This is a genomic window from Komarekiella delphini-convector SJRDD-AB1 (assembly GCF_014831675.1).
Taxonomy (GTDB): domain Bacteria; phylum Cyanobacteriota; class Cyanobacteriia; order Cyanobacteriales; family Nostocaceae; genus Komarekiella.
On the sequence record NZ_VJXY01000046.1, the window covers coordinates 13333 to 28444 of the forward strand.

The 15112-nt window shown below is 41.3% G+C and carries 17 protein-coding genes; 8 read left to right on the top strand and 9 right to left on the bottom strand.

Features of this window, described 5'->3' with window-relative positions:
- Nucleotides 1-46 precede the first annotated feature (46 nt).
- From FNW02_RS28910 to FNW02_RS28920, 4 genes are all read right to left on the bottom strand, one after another.
- The gene (locus tag FNW02_RS28910) at nucleotides 47-463 is read right to left on the bottom strand and encodes a tyrosine-type recombinase/integrase (protein ID WP_348535467.1); all 417 of its coding nucleotides are present in this window, start codon (nucleotides 461-463) and stop codon (nucleotides 47-49) included.
- Nucleotides 390-680: a hypothetical protein gene (locus tag FNW02_RS38975; RefSeq protein ID WP_225225969.1), complete on the bottom strand. Its 291-nt coding sequence runs from the start codon at nucleotides 678-680 to the stop codon at nucleotides 390-392. The genes FNW02_RS28910 and FNW02_RS38975 overlap by 74 nt, the downstream gene beginning before the upstream one ends.
- A 167-nt stretch (nucleotides 681-847) precedes the next feature.
- Complete coding sequence (locus FNW02_RS28915; RefSeq protein ID WP_191760908.1) at nucleotides 848-2269, bottom strand: ISKra4 family transposase; 1422 nt, start codon at nucleotides 2267-2269, stop codon at nucleotides 848-850.
- A gap of 17 nt (nucleotides 2270-2286) precedes the next feature.
- Entirely contained in the window at nucleotides 2287-2940 is a 654-nt protein-coding gene (locus FNW02_RS28920; RefSeq protein ID WP_191760909.1) for a plasmid pRiA4b ORF-3 family protein, read from the bottom strand.
- On the opposite strand from FNW02_RS28920, the gene FNW02_RS28925 reads away from it, so the two are divergent.
- Both FNW02_RS28925 and FNW02_RS28930 read left to right on the top strand, forming a co-directional pair.
- Nucleotides 2915-3217 (top strand): hypothetical protein, encoded by a 303-nt coding sequence (locus FNW02_RS28925; protein ID WP_225225970.1) that lies wholly within the window; start codon nucleotides 2915-2917, stop codon nucleotides 3215-3217. The two genes, FNW02_RS28920 and FNW02_RS28925, sit on opposite strands and share 26 nt — an antisense overlap.
- Before the next feature lie 147 nt (nucleotides 3218-3364).
- Complete coding sequence (locus FNW02_RS28930) at nucleotides 3365-3817, top strand: hypothetical protein (RefSeq protein ID WP_191760910.1); 453 nt, start codon at nucleotides 3365-3367, stop codon at nucleotides 3815-3817.
- A gap of 174 nt (nucleotides 3818-3991) precedes the next feature.
- Here the strand turns inward: FNW02_RS28930 and FNW02_RS28935 are convergent, their stop codons facing one another.
- Together FNW02_RS28935 and FNW02_RS28940 are read right to left on the bottom strand one after the other, a co-directional pair.
- On the bottom strand, nucleotides 3992-4345 hold the full coding sequence (locus tag FNW02_RS28935) for a DUF6632 domain-containing protein (RefSeq protein WP_225225971.1): 354 nt from the start codon (nucleotides 4343-4345) through the stop codon (nucleotides 3992-3994).
- Between the two features lie 258 nt (nucleotides 4346-4603).
- Nucleotides 4604-5206 (bottom strand): GntR family transcriptional regulator, encoded by a 603-nt coding sequence (locus FNW02_RS28940; RefSeq protein WP_191760911.1) that lies wholly within the window; start codon nucleotides 5204-5206, stop codon nucleotides 4604-4606.
- A gap of 100 nt (nucleotides 5207-5306) precedes the next feature.
- Between FNW02_RS28940 and FNW02_RS28945 the strand changes: the two genes are divergently transcribed.
- Nucleotides 5307-5687, top strand: a complete 381-nt coding sequence (locus FNW02_RS28945) for a hypothetical protein (RefSeq protein ID WP_191760912.1) — start codon at nucleotides 5307-5309, stop codon at nucleotides 5685-5687.
- Nucleotides 5688-6126: 439 nt separating this feature from the next.
- On the opposite strand, the gene FNW02_RS28950 is transcribed toward FNW02_RS28945, so the two are convergent.
- Nucleotides 6127-7965 carry an L-histidine N(alpha)-methyltransferase gene (locus tag FNW02_RS28950; RefSeq protein WP_191760913.1) on the bottom strand — a complete coding sequence of 613 codons (1839 nt, stop codon included), beginning with the start codon at nucleotides 7963-7965 and terminating at the stop codon, nucleotides 6127-6129.
- 325 nt (nucleotides 7966-8290) lie between these two features.
- On the opposite strand from FNW02_RS28950, the gene FNW02_RS28955 reads away from it, so the two are divergent.
- Both FNW02_RS28955 and FNW02_RS28960 read left to right on the top strand, forming a co-directional pair.
- Entirely contained in the window at nucleotides 8291-8428 is a 138-nt protein-coding gene (locus tag FNW02_RS28955; RefSeq protein WP_191760914.1) for a hypothetical protein, read from the top strand.
- A gap of 72 nt (nucleotides 8429-8500) precedes the next feature.
- Complete coding sequence (locus tag FNW02_RS28960; protein ID WP_191760915.1) at nucleotides 8501-8728, top strand: hypothetical protein; 228 nt, start codon at nucleotides 8501-8503, stop codon at nucleotides 8726-8728.
- Nucleotides 8729-9187: 459 nt separating this feature from the next.
- Here FNW02_RS28960 and FNW02_RS28965 read toward each other — a convergent pair whose 3' ends face one another.
- Nucleotides 9188-9487 (bottom strand): hypothetical protein, encoded by a 300-nt coding sequence (locus tag FNW02_RS28965; RefSeq protein WP_191760916.1) that lies wholly within the window; start codon nucleotides 9485-9487, stop codon nucleotides 9188-9190.
- A gap of 215 nt (nucleotides 9488-9702) precedes the next feature.
- Here FNW02_RS28965 and FNW02_RS28970 point away from each other — a divergent pair, with 215 nt between their 5' ends.
- The 3 genes from FNW02_RS28970 (at nucleotide 9703) to FNW02_RS28980 (ending at nucleotide 14233) form a co-directional block, all read left to right on the top strand.
- Nucleotides 9703-10740 (top strand): group II intron maturase-specific domain-containing protein, encoded by a 1038-nt coding sequence (locus tag FNW02_RS28970; RefSeq protein ID WP_191760952.1) that lies wholly within the window; start codon nucleotides 9703-9705, stop codon nucleotides 10738-10740.
- Between the two features lie 800 nt (nucleotides 10741-11540).
- Complete coding sequence (locus FNW02_RS28975) at nucleotides 11541-13076, top strand: hybrid sensor histidine kinase/response regulator (protein ID WP_191760917.1); 1536 nt, start codon at nucleotides 11541-11543, stop codon at nucleotides 13074-13076.
- A gap of 392 nt (nucleotides 13077-13468) precedes the next feature.
- Nucleotides 13469-14233 (top strand): iron-containing redox enzyme family protein, encoded by a 765-nt coding sequence (locus FNW02_RS28980; protein WP_191760918.1) that lies wholly within the window; start codon nucleotides 13469-13471, stop codon nucleotides 14231-14233.
- 263 nt (nucleotides 14234-14496) lie between these two features.
- On the opposite strand, the gene FNW02_RS28985 is transcribed toward FNW02_RS28980, so the two are convergent.
- Nucleotides 14497-14982 (bottom strand): response regulator, encoded by a 486-nt coding sequence (locus tag FNW02_RS28985; protein ID WP_191760919.1) that lies wholly within the window; start codon nucleotides 14980-14982, stop codon nucleotides 14497-14499.
- Nucleotides 14983-15112 lie beyond the last annotated feature (130 nt).

Consider the following 15112-nt stretch of genomic DNA (forward strand, 5'->3'; position numbering starts at 1 on the left):
TTAAGTACAGTTCTAGGAGAGCGAAAAATTTTGGGGGAGATGGGCATTAATCATCCCAAAGCCCTTGAAATTTGACAGATGCAAGTTCGGTATAACGCACTGTGTGCTGAATATTTTTATGTCCCAAGTAACTTTGAATTGTCCGAGTGTCAATACCTCGATTAGCCAAATAGTAACCCGTTCCATGTCGTAGCATATGAGCATGAACAGGAAAAGGTAAACCAGCCAACTCACCAGCCCGTTCAACAATTCCACCGACAGTATCAAATGCTAATGGGCCATGTCGAGACGACTGGAAAACATAGGGACTAGCAGGATAATCTCTTTGAAGCTTGCGGAGAGAACGAATTTCCTCAGAGTAAAGAGGATGAGTAGACGGAGTACCTTTTTTAACCCGCTTCACGTAAATTATTCCACCATTCCAATCTATTTGTTCCCAGCGCAGAGATGCCACCTCTGCCACTCGCAATCCGTGACGGTAGATCAACAAAATTAGGGTTGAGTCTCGGTGAGCGTGACGACATGAGTGATTTTTTGATAGCTGAGCGCATCAACTCAACTTCTTCTGGTAACAAATGTTCTCTAGTCCTGACTGAGGAGTATTTGCGAGAGTTAGGCGATTGACGCTCTCCTTTTTGATTTTTACCAACTTTCGGTACTTGGACGAGCTGCTTGACCATGACCCAAACTCCTGAAAAGCTTGGGGTATACGAGCTGATTTTACCAACTTAGACACGAAAGTTGGGTTTGCACAAAGACATAAAAACCAAGCCAATCTTCTACAGAAATCTGTGCTAATGAAGTAATTTTAATTACCTTTATGTTGTGTATTTTAAAGCATAATGCTTTAGCGTATTGCCAGTTCGCTATCGACTCTAAATCCAGGATACCATTGCTGGAATTTGCTAACCCACTCATCATTTAAAACTTTAGTTCGGACTTGGATTAGGAGATGACAACATCCAGGAGTCCAACGCATTTGTTGTTTCTTAACCAATCGTTTGCTAATCACTTGATTGACGGTAGATTCTACAAACGAACTAGAAATACGTTCTCCATTCCGGTAGCGTTCGCCATAATTGGGAATATACTGCCCATTATTTGAAATATAGGTTTCAAATTTCTCTAAATGAGCACAGAGTTTTTCTGCTTCCAAGCTGGGTTCAGTATCATAATCATCTGAAGCTAATGCACAGGCACTATCCATTAAATCTTCAATTTTTGATAATGCTTTAAATACATTCCCATGCCACAAATACCACTTTAAAGAAGTCAAATCTTTTTGGATGGATTCGCTCGAAATACCTGTTTCTACATCTTCTTTAGTGATACCTTTGGTAATTTGTTTCATCACAGTTATCCGCATTGTGATGTGAAACCAATCGAGTATATGTTCTGCGTTAGGGTTAAGATAATACTGTAGATCGCGTATACTCTCTTCACCATCTGATAAAAATGTGACTTGTTGGTTCATTTGCATCCCTTGGGATTTTAACACCTCAAATATACGGCGTTGGGGTTTGGTATCGTAGCAATAAACCATTCCAAAACGCTTGGATGTACCGTCTGCTTTTATACTCTTGCCTGCAATAACTTGAAACTGACCTGCTGTTTTAGTTTTTCTGTTATAGAAACGAACATATCCTCCATCCATCCCTACTACCAAAGGTAAATCAGGTTTGGGAAGCCTATCCCAATCTCTCTGGCAACCCTCAAATAATATTCCTGCTTCTTCTGGTAATTCTGATTCCAAACGCTGACCAAGTGAGTGTAGATTGTTGCGTATAGATGTAGCGTTTATTTCTCCTTCTAATGGTAGTAATTCTTGTAATAATTTGCTAGACAGTCCATAGGACATTAAAGATGCAAATTTTGATTCTAGGTAGAGCAATTCAGGTGATGTGCGCTCTTTTAACAGGTTTGCTACTGGGTTAAAGCTACGAGTTGCTTGCTTGGTACAGGCACAGTGAAATAATCGATGACATTGCAGTTTTAATTTGCCGAACGCTGTTCTATGTGTAATTGTCCGTTTGTCTTTATGCAATAACTTCTTGCCACAATCTGAGCATAATTCTTGCTGTTTTTGATATAGAGCTATTTGTTGATTAACTATGCTGTGTTGTGTCTGAAGTAATAATTCTTTGCCTTGGGCTAGCGTTAGTCCTAAGTCTTCCGGTTGTAGATTACCCTTTTCAATTTGTAAAACTTCTTGAATTAATTGGGTTTCTCCTGATTCTAATTCAACAACTACTTGGATTTTAAATTTCACACTATCCCCTTGAACAATTACATCAATTCCCTGTCTCCGGTAGCGTATTTTAGTAGATTTTGGTTGACTTTTTGACGCTCAAAACGGTTTTGGTACACTAATAACCAAGTTAGTAACGAGCTTGCTTCTTCTCTATCCATGTCAAATTTCTTGTTCTCTAACATTGAAACAAAACGCTCTAACACGTCAGAAATAAAAAATTCTTCCCTTGCTTTCATGAAGCCCCAAGGGCCACCACAGTTCTCTGGGGGACAAACACCTTTACCGCCAGTGCAGATTGGGTAAGTTTGCTTGGGATCTGGAGTAAGTATTGCTTCTACTCTGATTTGATGCCGCCACCAATAACGCCATGCACCCATTAATGGGCAAATACTGAAGTCATATTCGTATAAAAACTTTTCTTTCTCCCTCAAACCAAGGGACGCAAGTTTTACTTCACAGGCGCGATCGCTAAATACTGTTCCCCCTGGTTGGATAATCCCGTACTGCTTACCGTGGATGATGAAATGATGGAGGTGAATATCTTCCCACCCCATTGCCAACTGAATCGTGTAATGCAAATCTTCTATTGTGCTATCGCTGCTGACTTTTATACGCCGCCAAATCATGGGGCTGATGCTCAACAGCACCACTTTTAATTGATATATGACTCTTTCCGTAGAATCCAACATTGAGCCATCTTATCGTGTTGTGTCCCTCATCTCCCCCGAAATTTTTCGCTCTCAAGAGCAATGGGAACCAGAAGGGGCAAGCTACTACAACCGTGAATTGATTGTGCAGCCCCAACAGCGATGGACACGAGAGGAACAGTTAGAACTGATTGACTGGCATCCGATGTTTACTGGCAAGTGTCCCCAGTGCGGGTATGAGTTTGACCGCGACTGGTCAGCGCGTGTGCATTGGGATTGCCCAAACTCAGAGTGCGGCTGGATGGATGATACTGTTTGAGCGATCACTTTCCCCCGTTGCTCAAGTTTCCTCTTTAAAAATGCTGATAATAGGCGATCGCCCAATCGCATGATTACCTAAGCCGAAATTACCCAAGATAACGATGTAGTTTTTTTGGTAATTGAGTTTAGGTCTTCTACTAAAATTATGAGTGAGCATTTTAAAGGGGATCGTGTATTTGCTTTTAGGGGAGAATATCAAGGTAAAAGTGGTGAGGCGATTGGTTATCAAAATACTGATTTTCAAACTCAGAAAGGATGCCTTGTCAAGTTAGATGAAAATGCCTCTACTGTATGTATCCCCGAACGGGATTTAGAAGCCGAAAATTTAAGTCCGCAGGAAATAGACACCGAAATAACAAAACTTAAAAAGCAGGTTGAGTCAATAGCTCACCAAATGCCCAAAAAAATTGTTAAAGAGATACCCGAACATTTAACCTATCTTCAGCAGGCTCTAAAGTCTAAAAATCAATCAGAATCTAGAAATGAATATCATTACATATCAGAAGAGTTGGCAAGAGTGATTAACCCTGATTTCGTATCCAAAAATATAAGCTTGAAAAAAATACAACATTGCTGCGAAAAGTTGCTTAAATCGTAACACTACCTCAATGACGTAAGCGATGGGCTACGGCGGGGCGTAGCCCATCGCTTGTCCCTTGTCGTACCCACATCCGACTCATAGACCGTTGCTGTGTACGGTGCAGTCTACTAGAAGCGATCGCACTCGTGGAAGGAATTAAGGTATTCCCTAGACCTGTAATGCTTATTCGGTTTACGTTTGGGCGAGGCTGTCTTCATTTGGATTTGGACTATTGTCCGGTGTACGCGGTGTCAGGAAGGCAAGGACAATAGCCACCAATAACAATGCTGGAACATCACCAAAGAGGTGTCCACGTTCGCCCTGATCAATTACTGCTTGTACTGCCATAATTAGACCGTGGACTAAACTTGACCAAACAGTGAACCAGATTAAACTGAGGTTTGCTAATGGTTGCCTTGAAGCCAATAGCAAAAAGACACCAAGCGTCGCATAAACACCGGGAGCAACGCGATTTTCTGAAGTCGGACAAAAACGAGTGACGATGCTCCACCCCAAGGCTAGGCGATCGCTAAAATATATATTCAAGTAAAGTGCGGACTCAGCCCAGAAGGGTTACTCTACTAAAGCCTGGAATCCCCCCAGAAAACTGGGTTTCTCCAGAACGAATCGCACTTGCACGTATCTGATACTGTTGGCGAAAGTGTTACAAACACATAAACAAAAGTATTACAACTAAAATCAGCAACGACAGATTGAAGGTTTGAGCTTACGTAATACTTACATTTACAAAAATGTAGTACATTCGCCAACAGTATCCGTATCTCGGCGGCCACCCTTCTACGCTTATTTAGATTTTCTGGCTTTTCCTACTGACCATGCTACTTCTCCCCCCTTCCTTTGTCCTGCCCTGGTAAACACAAAACCAGCATCTTCAAACTTTGTACCGTACCCGCGAACAGTAGAGGGAGCCAATTTGAGCAAAGTTGCCAGTTCACGAGTGCTGAGTAGCCAACCATTTTTGTAAGTTTCTTCCAATGCCCGCAAATGGGCAACTGGGTCAGGAGCCAATGCTGGAAGCTGGCGGACGATGGCAGGAATTAACCGTGTTATCAACCCTTCAATCAGTTGCGGGAGCTGACCGACCTGACTGGCGGTCAGTCCGGTCACTGTTAACTGACCGTCAGACTGACTGGCAGAATCCAAATGCTCAGACTGACCACCGGACTGACTGGCGTATTGGTCGGCAAAGTCCGCCATGCTACCACCCGCTTTCATGTGGGCATCTAGCTGGTCAAGCAACTCTAACTGCTCTCCACTGACATAAGACTTATTGCCGATTTTGGTTGGCTTGATGCCTAACCGATTAATGCGATCGTAAAGGACAGATTTAACAATCCCGTACTTATCAGGAAGTTGGGCTACTGGCACTCGGTCGAGTTTGGTCATAGTCGGCGGTCAGACTGGCAGACTGTTTGTGTAATAGCATACACGTTGGGACTTTTAATTAGCAACTACATCGATCAGGATCAGCAGATGTGGCAATCAGATGTATAGATTTCACTCAATGGTGAAAACTTTCGCTAAAGGGCGCTTGCATTGGACTTTGCCTCAACTGAGTACCCCAGAACAGTGTCAGAGGTGGAGCGACCTTTTACCACTCATGACTTGGCAACTTTGGCTTGCACATGCGATTGTACATGACAATCCTTTACCTTGGCAGAAGAAAAAGTCCAAGCTGTCCCCTGGACGGGTAGCTCAGGCAATGGCAGCAGTTTTCGCCGCTATTGGTACACCGTCATGTCCACCCAAACCCCGTGGAAAGTCTCCTGGCTGGCCTGCTGGCAAAGCACGTCTGCGTAGAATTCGTTTTCCGACAGTCAAAAAGAGTACTAAAAAGCCGAAAAAAGAACAACCACAATCTGCTTGATCTTTTAGTTTTTCTACTAAGTTATTTGGCACAAACTTTTGTCACGTAGCTACAAGGGTTTCAGGCTCTAAAAATTAGAGGGGTTCAAATGGTACGAATAAAAGTAGTGGATCTGGTATGTCAAATCCTAATTTCTAGGTGAAAGTCAATTTTTTTTCTGAAACATAGTCTGGTTATGATTTTCAGACGACGCGTGGCGGCAAAATTCGCCTTGGCTACTTTTACCCCTTGTAGAGGCGATCGCCTAACATAGATTTTAATCAATGGCTGTCTTTAATTATTAAGGCTTTATTTATGGGTTTTGGCACAAGTAAGCAAAAACTAAGCAAGTAATTTTCGCGCCTTACTTCAAAGCTTTATTTATCAAAGCTTTTGGTCGCCAATATTGTTCACCCTTCTTGCGAAGTCGCGGCTAGAAAGCCAACAAACTGGTTTCGCCTCAATTCTGCCGTTTAAGCATCATTACCATGAACCCAGTGCCTTTTTCACTCAAATAGTGCTTTTCCCCAAGTATGCTAAGGTCGCTGGCTTGGACGAAGTTTTGCAAGGAGGGTTGAGTAAACTTCCTTGAACGATAAAGACGGATTCGTTCTTTTTCATCTAATTTTACGGTTTGCTCATTCACGAGCGTCATGTAGAGCGACCTGTCAGTGTTATTTTCAAAAAAACAATCAATCTGTAGCACCTGCCCATACTCCCACTGCTGCAAATATACATCAACTACGTAGGAATTATCCTTCTCAGTAGGAGCTATAGTTAGATCTGTGTTTTGTAGAAGCGCACTTACTGCAAAACGACCAAAGGAATCACTTAGGTACTCTCTTCTAACACTTTCCAGAGTTTCCTGACGCTGTTGGGACTCTAACGCAGAAGCCTTAATTATTTGAGCCTCGAAAAGCAGCAGATCGTCAGATTTCATCGCGTTGACAATGTTGTTAAGAACTTGCTTTGGACTCTCAACGTTGGCAATTGTATTGCCGATAAACCCGTAAAGTATTGGCTTTTGCGCTCCAAGACTTTGGGCAATGTAAGCAATTTCTTGCATACCATTAAGGGTTTCAATATCTTTTTGAATTGCAACACAACGGTGCAGGGGTAATGGATTTGTTTCTTGAATTTTTTCAACAGCTATTCTCAACATGTCAAGACTCATGTCAACAGGTATATACAGAAAATCTTCTCGTGGCTTGGCACTGCGATTTTTATTAAAGAAATCCGAGATGATACTCCTGTCTTTCCTACCCTCACCTACACCGAGGCTAACGAAGTTATAACGCTCCTTGTCAACAAGGTGAGCAAGCTGTTTAGCATAGTGGGGAAACTCAGAAATATTTTTACGCATGTGGTAAGTTGGGTCATTACAAGCCCTATCCCACATTTGAACTGGGCCTACACCCCAATAGGAGTATCCAGATTGGATTCGGCGATCTCCTTTGTTTATCAAATCATTCACTAAAGCGCCCAGTTTTAGCAGTTGGTCTTCACCTATATAAGTAAGCAACCAGTTCCTTGAAAGATTGAGGTTGGATACATTCTGTAAAAATTGTCCCCAGCCATCTGGATTTCCCATTGGCACTGGTGGTTCCGCTTCCAGAGATTCTAGTACTTCTTGTACAAGGGTTGAGATATTGGTCTGCGGCCACTGCCACTGCGGAATGCCTTGAAGCTCCTTGTGTAAAACATGGTTGAGCGGTAAGGACATTGGAGAACCAACATGGATGAGCAGAATCACTGGCTTCCCGTCGGATTGAGCATCACGCAACTGCCGAACTCGTCCTATTTCTTTCATGACGATATCACTGATGTCTGCCGAGTGACTAGACACTAGCAACAGGAAGCAATCATACCCATTTAATTCTTTGTCACTGGATTGCACCTCAGTTATGAACACTGCCTGTTCAGCAGCCTCCAAAGCTCCACGTAACTGTTGAGCAAAAGAAGTGTCTTGGCTGTGATCGCTAAGTAAAATCTTGGTGCTATCTACGTTTGGTTCCTTATCTGGTAGACTCCACTCGTCTTGAGTAATGATGTCCGTTGGGGTTAAATCTAAGACTCTAGCAATCTTTTCAATCGTCTCTCTTTGCACCTTACGCCCCCAGTGCGGGTGAAACAGCCGCTTCACCTGATCGTCAGAAGCTAAACCTGCCTCATTTGCCAGAGTCTCATAAGAGTAGCCTTTCAAAAACCTTTTTTCTTCAAGTTTTCTAAGTCCGTCCTGGCTAGGTAGATAGCCACGTAGCCTTTGCTTTTTAACCTTTGCTCTTTGCGATTCAGTCATTGGAAGTAAGTAAAGTTACTGAGGGCTATCTCTACGATAATAAATCCCTCAATTATTTCCCAGCGTAAATAACTGCTAATGATGCAAATAACTGTTTTTAACTGTGGCAAATAACAGCATTAATTCGCTCTGGTGGCCTACCAATTGACTTAGCTATTCTCAACAACATAACAGCACTGAACCTAAGCCTGATAAAGCTTTAGAGAGATACAAAACATAAATATTCCTGGGTTTTTAGCCTAGTCATCCTTTAGAGCTAGGGCTAGTTAAACAGTGTTGCTATCAAAGCTAATTACTTAGTACGAGGCATAAAAGGATACAAAATATGAATTCTAAATCGCTTTCCGCTACAGTAGTCGGGCTAGCTTTACTCGTAACTGGGAATGTAGTTCCTGTTCTTGCTCAACAACAAGTTAACTCTACTACTGCTGTTGAGCAAGTTACGGCAACTTACTACGGCTAGTACTTAGTTTGAAATAGTGCATATTCGCTTTTCCAGGAACTAGTTCATCCATAAATTTTGTTGGAGACAATCATGAAACTTAGAACTGTATTTACTTTTGCACTTCTAATTAGTACTTCACTGTTAATAGCAAGACCTGCTGTTGGCGAAGCATTGGTGACTGAGAATAGGTATTTTGTTGCTACTAGAGGCAGGGCAAACGCATCTAAATTACTCTTGAGCACAACGAAGGTTAAGAACCAGCGAAAAAATCAGTATTTCGCGTTTGATTATTTTTTATGCCTCAAAGCGATCGCCTAAAATTTTCGCAACAAGCAAGAGTTAATGACATTAATTTTCCCTCTATTGAGAATAGACTTTGCTTATTGAGATGATGCGGCCGCCCTGCCCTTGGCAAGCCATTGATGTTTATCGTTTGGTTAAAGATCAAATAGGGGTTCAGCCGGGATACGCGCAAATTGGGACACGTTGTAAAGTTATGTTACGCAAATGTTTGAAAACCCTTGATTTTACGTTGTTTCGATACCGGATTGAGCGTGTTCTCTCTTGTGAAGACATTCCCTAAAAAGGTCATTAATGGGCAAGTGTAAGGAACGAAAAGCCGTAAAAGCTTGGTTTTAGATGGAAGATTTGAATTACTCTACTATCATTTTTGGGCAAGTTAGTAAATCAACAAGGCATTTTCTGCAATATTTATTTACAACATATTCCAATTTGCAGGTATCCCGGCGGACACCCTAAAAGGGTCACAGACCCCGGTCACATCAGTAGTAAGTAATGAACCTGATGGAGTGCAGACCATGAAAGCCTGACCGTGCGAGAGTGCCGCTCAATCAAAGGCAAGGGGAAGTTTGAGGATGGGTTAGCGTTAAGCAAACCGTTACAAGCATCGTAATTCAATGAAGAGTGAAAGTAGCACCATGCTATGTAGGCACTGACAACACTCTCACCAAAATGGTAAGTGAGACGGGTCAACAAAGTATCTCGGTTGTTGACAGTGAAGGACAACAAACTCATCGGTGTATTGACGGAACCCACCCAAACGAAAGTAAAACGCACGAAACACGGTAAGCCCCATTAGTTCTTGTGTATCGATGAGAACAACAAGTAGGTCAACCGTAAGGGAGACGGAATCATTAAGGGGGTAAAGGAGTCGGGAAAAAGCGAAAGCCTGGGGTAATGCCCAGGATAAGGGATTCTTGCCCTATACCGAAAGGTAGCAGACTTCCCGTTGGTCTCAAACGGTAAGACAGCGTAAAAGTTCCGCACTTGTGATGAAAGATAGAGCCAAATATGGAATCGGAGTCAAAGGGCAGCTTGATGATTGGTTTTCCATCAATTGGAAGATAGTCAAAAAGCGTGTTAGGAACCTCAGACAAAGAATTTACCGTGCCACCCAGAATCGTCAACATAACAAAGTACGTAGCTTCATGAAATTAATGCTACGTAGCTTCTCCAACACCGCTAGAAAGATTGAAGATATCGACTTTATTAAACCCTACATCGAAGGTTGGTTGAGCAACAGGGGATTGGAACTAAATCAAGATAAAACTAGAATTGTCAATGTTGAAACTGGATTTAATTTTCTAGGATTCAATATTAGACAACATAATGGTAAATGTCTAACTAAACCTCAAAAGGAGAAAGTTCTAGTCAAACTCAAAGAAATTAGAGAATGGCTGAAACATCACCCTGATGTCTCCCCGGAAGTTTTAATAAACAAACTCAACCCCATAATTCGAGGATGGGACAACTACTACAGATTTGGGGTTAGTAAACAAGTCTTCTCATTCTTTGATGACCAAATATGGAGAATGCTCTATAAATGGGTATTGAGAAGACATGGTAAAAGAAGGAAGAAATGGGTGTTAAGAAAATATTTTCGCCGCCTTAGTGGTGGCTGGAAATTTTTTGCCTTAACTCAAGACAGAAGAAGTAAACCAAAATCAATTTACATTACAGAACTGTCGAAAATCCCCATTCAACGCCATGTCAAAGTTAAAGGCTTTGCATCACCTGATGACCCCACATTGCATAAATATTGGCATTCCAGAAGCACTCGGTACGGGAAAACTCGTTGGATTAAAGGCTCAAAACTTTACTTAATCGCCGAACAACAAAACTGGCTTTGCCCAATATGCAGTGAACATCTGTTTAATGGAGAAGAAATCGACACACATCACATTCAAAGTGTGAAAGATGGAGGAACAGATAATATCAACAATCTCGTTCATCTTCATAAGGTGTGTCACCAAGCCACACATTATTGCAGACGTTCTGGTAAGCCGAGGCTTGAGCCGGATGATTGGTAACAATCTTGTCCGGTTCTTAGGGGAGGAGGATACGGCGACGTATGCCTCCTTACCCGACATGTGTAAAAAGCTGCAAGATGGTCTGGAAACTCCTGCTATATATAGGTTTCGGCAATTTTTAAGTAAAATTATTACTGTGGTATAAACTTTGCGTGTCTATGGCTACAAAAACCGGAGTATCTATTAACTTTATTTACAGGTTGTACAGCTTGGACTCGGAGCTTCTTTCAAAGTGAATTGCCTGAAGCTCCTTTTAATAAAGGGTTGTAGCCCATTATATAGCCTTCAACCACACAGTTTTATTAATTCTCTTTGGTAGGCGAAAAGCAATTATTGACCCTCACACTGCAAGTATGCGCGGCTCAAATCAGGCGGAACTATTAAAAACGCTAAAAGCCATATGCAACAAGCTTTTCCAGACCATCTTGCTTAAAATTACACATATCTCGGCTCAACCCCTTAAACACCAGATATATCAAGGATTACAGCAATTATGTAGTCTTGATGCCATTCTAGGGAGCGACCATTTGAAGCTGGAACTTCTATAACTACCAAAATCTTTGAAACCTAGAATTTGCAAGGGTTTCCAGCCTCTATTTCCGAATTTGCACTTATCTCGCGGCTCTATGCCTGTCTTGGGCTGTTTCAGCAGGAGTTAGATTACCTCTGTTCTTGGCAAAGGTATTGCCAGCTAATATTAAATTATGTAACATCAAGTCATGTAACGTCAAGTTATTAGCTTGATAAAAAGCTGACAACAGTTTTTGGACGATGAATGTTAGTTGTATGTTTTTGTTCAGATGGCACATAATTCCCAAGAAGCATTGCAGCGGAGTGAGAAACTCTATCGCCACTTGGTTGAGAGCCAAACCGATGTGATTGTCCGTACTGATTTGCCGGGGCGGTTGACTTTCGCTAATTTAGCGGCGTGCCAAACATTCGGCTTGCAATTGGATGAGTTACGCGATCACTTATTGTTTGAGTTTTTTCATCCAGATGACCTACCTCAAGCGAGAGAAAACATGACAGCTTTAGCATCTCCACCTCATCGCTTGACCGTTAGTGAGCAACGTGCATTGACAGTTAACGGTATTCGTTGGTTTCAATGGAACGTTACCGCAATTACAGATGAACTTGGACAGGTCATTGAAACTCAGGGGGTAGGAAGAGATATCACTGAGAAAAAACAATTAGAAGCGCAATTGCTCCGTCTCCAGCGTTTAGAAAGCCTTGGCACGCTGGCGAGTGGTATTGCCCACGACCTCAACAACATCTTGGCGCCCATTATGTTCTCAGTTCAAATGTTGACGCTTAAACTTCCGTATATAGATGCACGCAATCAGCAACTACTAAAGATTATCGAAAATAACTCTAAACGTGCGGCAGATTTAGTCAAGCAAATTCTCACGTTTGCACGGGGCTCTGAAGGTAGAAGTATTTGTTTGCAAATAGAACCCTTACTACTGGAAGTTGAGCAAATTCTTAACAGTACATTTCCAAAGTCGATCATAATCAGCAAAAATCTATCTACACAAAACCTTTGGAGAATCAAGGCAGATCCTAGTCAAATACATCAGGTATTAATGAACCTGTGCGTCAATGCTCGTGATGCCATGCCTGAAGGCGGCACCCTATCTATCTGTGCAAATAATTTCTTCGTTGATGAAAACTTTGCCAGGATGAATTTGGATGCTAATGTAGGGGACTATGTAGTTATAACTGTGTCAGATACGGGATTTGGCATGGCCCCACTCATTTTAGATCGCATTTTTGAACCCTTCTTCACAACTAAGGAACCGGGCAAAGGCACAGGGCTAGGTCTTTCTACTGTAATTGGCATTGTCAAAAACTACCGTGGTTTTATTAACGTAGAGAGCGAGGTTAGTAAAGGCACCCAATTTCAGGTGTATTTGCCAGCAGATGAGGAAAGGACAAATCAGCAAGCAGAGAACTTGGAATTGTCCAACGGGAACAGAGAATTGATTCTAGTGGTAGATGATGAAGCCGCTATTTTGGAGATTACCAAGACTTCATTAGAAGACTATAACTACAGAACCTTAACAGCTAGTAATGCAATCGAGGCAGTTTCATTGTACGCCGAGTACAAAAATCAAATCAGCATAGTGTTAATGGATATGATGATGCCGTCGATGGATGGGTTAACCGCCATCCGTATCCTGCAAAAAATGAATCCACAGGTCAAGATTATTGCCATCAGCGGGAGCGCGGCAAATAGCCCGCTTATCGAAGCTGCTGACGCTGGCATTAATCTATTTTTGCAGAAGCCCTATACTCTTAGCCAATTATTATACGCTATTAAGGACTTATTGAGCTAACCATCAGTTGAACATCAAAACTATAATTGATAGTAACTTTATAAATGGGATGAGAAAGTAAAGATTTGGGAAAAAATGCCATTTTGTCATGTATATAAACAAATAAAATCTTAAATTTATTAACTAATTATGTACCAATGGGTTTGGAGATAGCCAAGTCATAAATTAATAATTTATTTTTGAGAAAATCAGTTATAAAGCTAAGCATTGCTACTGCTGGTTTTGTCCGATTTATCTATGTTTATTTACCTGTAATTCTTTGACAATAGTATTTAAATGCTCGCTTAGTAAAAACATGCGTTTTTGCTAAGTAAACTTTGCGATTAATTATCTAAGTTGGTGTCAAATTCAACGAGTAAGCACTAGAAACAGACTATTTATAACCGGAAATTATGACTATAATTATTTCTTCAGAGACTAAAATTTACAATCAATTACACCAAGTTTTATCAGAAATAACAACTGCACAGGATTTATCTCTACATCCCTTTGTTCAACGCTTTGCTAAGGGAGATTTTTCACAAGACGCAATCCGCCAGTTTGCTATGAAAATGTTACCTGGCTCAAACAGATTCAATATGGCTTTTCTCAAAGTTGCGTCAAAAATGGAAAGTTACCTTGCTAGAACGCTCATGCTAGAGAATGCATTTACTGAACACGGTAAACTCAATGCAGACTTTGCCCATGTGGCATTGTTTATGCGCTTTATGAAAGGTATTAACTGTCCGAAAATCGATATCAATGCTGATGATGGAGCATTTCTCATTCCGGCACTACGCTTTAAAAAATTTGAAGTTTGTGATGAAGAACCTCTAGTACTTTCCTTAGGAAGATTTGCGGCGATTGAGCAAGTCCTACCTGGAGTGTTTACCAAGTATATCGAGGGACTTCGCAAAATATTTCAGGGGATTGATGACTATACCATCGAATATTTCCACATTCACTGCGACTTAGATCCAGAACATACGGATGAGTTAATTCAGGTGGCTCAAATGTATATAAAGTCTGAGAAAGACATTGAAATTTTCAGTGACGGAGTTCAAGGTATGGTTAAATCAATTGCTGATATGTTTTCTTGGATGGATGAAAATCTAGAAAAAGAAGCATTAGCTGTAGCGACCCGCAAACCAAGCGATTTGGAACCTATATTAATATAAACTTGAGTTATTTTAGCCACTCCCACCATTAAGAAGATCCAAGAAATAAAATGAACAACCCTATCAAGGATATTGTGGCTAAACGACTATATATTTGGCGATGAAAGCAACAGAGGGCTTTCATAGACTAAGGGCATTTTATTACAGGGCTCGTGCCTTAGAAGTGGTGGGATTCTGGCTAGGAGTTCATATTAGCTTTTAGTCCTTGCTGGCAAATCTTGTTAATATTTCCTAACTTCGTGGAGAACTGCTCTGCCGGAGAATCAGACTAGATTTATTCCATTACGTCCTTGTCCCGCCAAATTCTTTGGACTGCTTTTACCCGAACGCAAAAGCAGTTTTGCTACTTCTGTTATTAACTGCTCTAGGTGTGAAGGCTTTTCTATATAAGTTTGAAACCCAGCCGCTAGAGCTTTTTCACGCGCCTTAGCTTCTGCGCTGCTACTAAAAGCAATCGCTGGAATTTCTCTATTTTGTAGCTGCGTAAGTTGCCTGATTTTTTGTATTAACCAATATCCATCGTACCAAGGCATCGCAAGATCGCTGATTAAAAGATCCACTGGAAATCGTTTAATCAGCGATAATGCTGACGAAGCATTGTTTGCCGTCATTACTTGAATTCCATAGCTTTCAAGAAGATAAGTAACTAAAAAAAGGATATCTTTTGTATCATCTACTACAAGAACTCTCAATCCTTTGAAGATATTTATATCATCTTTAGGATACGCATCACAATAATTCTTTGACATGATAAATTGGCCTCCTTAGTTGCCAACTCAATTACGGAGGAAGTCCTACTAGTGGCTAGCGGCTAACTAGCTATCTAGTGGGCACTTGAAATTTTATTAACTTGATTTAACAACTAATTAAATCAACTTT